The sequence below is a fragment of the Cupriavidus sp. BIS7 genome (assembly GCF_000292345.1).
Classification (GTDB): domain Bacteria; phylum Pseudomonadota; class Gammaproteobacteria; order Burkholderiales; family Burkholderiaceae; genus Cupriavidus.
This window is the reverse complement of the sequence record NZ_ALOU01000087.1, coordinates 1-2,583: the sequence shown is the minus strand read 5'-3', so window position 1 is coordinate 2,583 and position 2,583 is coordinate 1. Positions and strand designations below refer to the sequence as shown.

The 2,583-nt window shown below is 66.4% G+C and carries 3 protein-coding genes and 1 pseudogene; 2 read left to right on the top strand and 2 right to left on the bottom strand.

Annotation, left to right across the window (positions count from 1 at the left end):
* A pseudogene (locus tag B552_RS0124820) lies at nucleotides 1-229 on the top strand (3-hydroxyacyl-CoA dehydrogenase); the annotation flags it as partial.
* 18 nt (nucleotides 230-247) lie between these two features.
* Here B552_RS0124820 and B552_RS0124815 read toward each other — a convergent pair.
* A complete protein-coding gene (locus tag B552_RS0124815) occupies nucleotides 248-1,042 on the bottom strand; it encodes a helix-turn-helix transcriptional regulator (protein ID WP_019451762.1) in 795 nt (264 codons plus the stop codon).
* Between the two features lie 125 nt (nucleotides 1,043-1,167).
* Here B552_RS0124815 and B552_RS0124810 point away from each other — a divergent pair, with 125 nt between their 5' ends.
* A complete protein-coding gene (locus B552_RS0124810; RefSeq protein ID WP_019451761.1) occupies nucleotides 1,168-1,938 on the top strand; it encodes a class I SAM-dependent methyltransferase in 771 nt (256 codons plus the stop codon).
* A 25-nt stretch (nucleotides 1,939-1,963) separates the two neighbouring features.
* Here B552_RS0124810 and B552_RS0124805 read toward each other — a convergent pair.
* A partial coding sequence (locus B552_RS0124805) for a LysR substrate-binding domain-containing protein (protein WP_019451760.1) occupies nucleotides 1,964-2,583 on the bottom strand: 620 nt, incomplete at its 5' end.

The following is a 2,583-nucleotide window of genomic DNA, read 5'->3' as shown; positions in this document are numbered from 1 at the left end:
GCGCGACGGCGTGCGCTGCATGACGATTGCCCCGGGCCTGTTCGAAACGCCAATGCTGCTCGGCATGCCTCCGGAGGTACAGGATGCGCTCGGCAAGATGGTGCCGTTCCCGCCGCGCCTGGGCCGCCCCGCCGAATACGCGAAGCTGGTTCAGTCGATCATCGGCAACACGATGATGAACGGCGAGGTCATCCGCCTGGACGGCGCAATCCGGATGCAGCCGAAGTAAATCGCATTTAGCGCGCGTTTAGCGAAATTCAGGCAGCAGCATCACCAGCATCATTCCCGGCGCGGCCGGGGGCACCAGCGTGAGTTGCTCGAAGTAGACCAGGCCGTGCGCCGGGTGATGAAACCCGCGCCGGCCGCCCTGCCGCTCCTCCACATCCTGCGAGCGCCATGCCGCCGCGAATGCCGGGCTGTCCTCGATAAGCTGCTCGATCAGCGCGCGCGTCGGCGGATCTTCGGCGTGGCGCAGGCTATGGACGCGGAACTCCGCCACGAGCCGCGCCGCACGATGCGGCCAGTCTTCCACAAGGGTCTGCAGCGCCGGCGACAGAAACATCGCGCGCAGCAGATTGCGTTCCGCCGTTGGCGCATCGAGCCAGCCGACGAACAGATCCGCCGCCGCATCATTCCACGCTCTCGCAGTCCATTGCCGATCCAGCAGATAGGCTGGCCCCGAGATCGCCTGAACGCTGGCCAGCAATGCAGATGGCACGGCCGGTTCCGCATCCTGGCGCGGCTCGGGCTTGCCGGCCAGTGCAAACAGGTAGGACCGTTCCGCACGCGACAGGCGCAACGCCTGCGCCAGGCTCTCCAGCGCGCGCGCCGACATCGCCACCTGACGCCCCTGCTCCAGCCAGGTCACCCACGTTGCGCTAAGCCCCGAAAGCTGCGCGACTTCCTCGCGACGCAATCCCGGCGTGCGCCGCCTGCGACCGGGCGGCAGACCAACATCGCCAGGTAACAGCCGCTCGCGATGGCTACGCAGGAACGCGCCAAGTTCGGTTTCACGACTGGCATGGGCAGTATCGATTGGCATGGCTGGTGGCTCTTATACCAGGATAAATCTGTGACTTGTACCGGGAAAACACGCCGCCTACAGTACGTGAACCCCCGGACCCGGGCAATCCCCACCACCATCCCCGACAAGAATCGAGGCACCCCATGCAACAACAGGAACTCGTCGCCGCCCAGTTCGGCGCCACCGCCAATGCCTACCTGACCAGCGCCGTTCATGCCCAGGGCGCCGATCTCGAACAACTCAAGCAAGCGCTGGCTCACCTGAAGCCGGTGGCGCATAGCCGCGTGCTCGACCTCGGCTGCGGTGCCGGGCACGCAAGCTTCGCCGCGGCAACGGTTGCCAACGAAGTGGTGGCTTACGACCTGTCGGCGGAGATGCTTGACGTTGTGGCGGGCGCAGCCCGGGATCGCGGCCTGACCAACGTCAGGACGCAGCAGGGCACGGCCGAGCAATTGCCATTCGACGATGCCAGCTTCTGCGCCGTGGTCTCGCGCATGAGCGCCCACCATTGGCGCGACGTTCCCGCCGCGCTGCGCGAGATCCGGCGTGTGGTGAAGCCGAACGGCAAGGTGGTGCTGATCGATATCGTCGGTGCCGAGGACCCGCTTTGCGACACATGGCTGCAATCGGTCGAATTGCTGCGAGACCCTTCACATATCCGCGACTACACGCCGACCCGTTGGGCAGAGATGTTCGAGACGGCTGGATTCCACGTGGAGGTATCGCCGGCCTGGCGCATCGACATCGAATTCAGTAGCTGGGTCGCCCGCATGCGCACGCCGGAGGTGGCCGTGGCCGCGATCCGCCACCTGTGGGAAAAGGCTCCGGCCGAAGTTCGCGACCGCTATCACGTGCAGCCCGATGGCAGTTTCGCGCTGGAGGCCGTGATGGTCACCGCCTCGCCCCGCGAGTAGCCCCATCCATCCACCGCTAAAGCGCTTAGTAAGCGACAGCTTCCGCCGGAATCGGCATCGTCTGGACCATGTGCCAGACGGCCGCCGCGGCCGGCGAGAGTGAGCGGTCCTCGCGGCGGACCATCACGATGCGGCGTTCCTCGCGCGGTGTCAGCGGCCTGGACACCAGCGGGGAAGCCGCCGGCAATGGCAGCGAAAACGACGGCAGCACCGACGCGCCGATCCCCGCTTCCACCATGCCGAACACACTGGCCGAGTGCCCAAGCTCCTGCACCACCTCCGGCGACACGCCGTGCCGGGCGAAGATCCGGTCGATCAGCGGCCGGCTGCCTGACGCAAAGTCCAGCAGCACAAGGCGCTCGCCGTGCAGCGCGCTCCAGGGGACTGACTCCGCATCGGCCAGCGGATGATCACGCCGACAGACAAAGCAGAATGGATCGGTTGCCAGCGGCGCGATCGTCAGCCCTTCATGCGCCATCGGATCGATCAGCACGCCAAAGTCGACCGCCCCGGCCCGGATCTGCTCCAGGCCATCAGCCTGGACGTTGTCCCGCACGAACAGCCGGATTTCGGGGTACTGGCCCGCGCACGCGGACACGTACATCGGCATCAGCCGCGCCGATATCGTCGGCGCGCTGGCTATCA

Coding starts and splice junctions, on each gene's coding strand:
- B552_RS0124815 (WP_019451762.1), bottom strand. CDS start 1,042: ATGCCAATCGATACTGCCCATGCCAGTCGTGAAACCGAACTTGGCGCG.
- B552_RS0124810 (WP_019451761.1), top strand. CDS start 1,168: ATGCAACAACAGGAACTCGTCGCCGCCCAGTTCGGCGCCACCGCCAAT.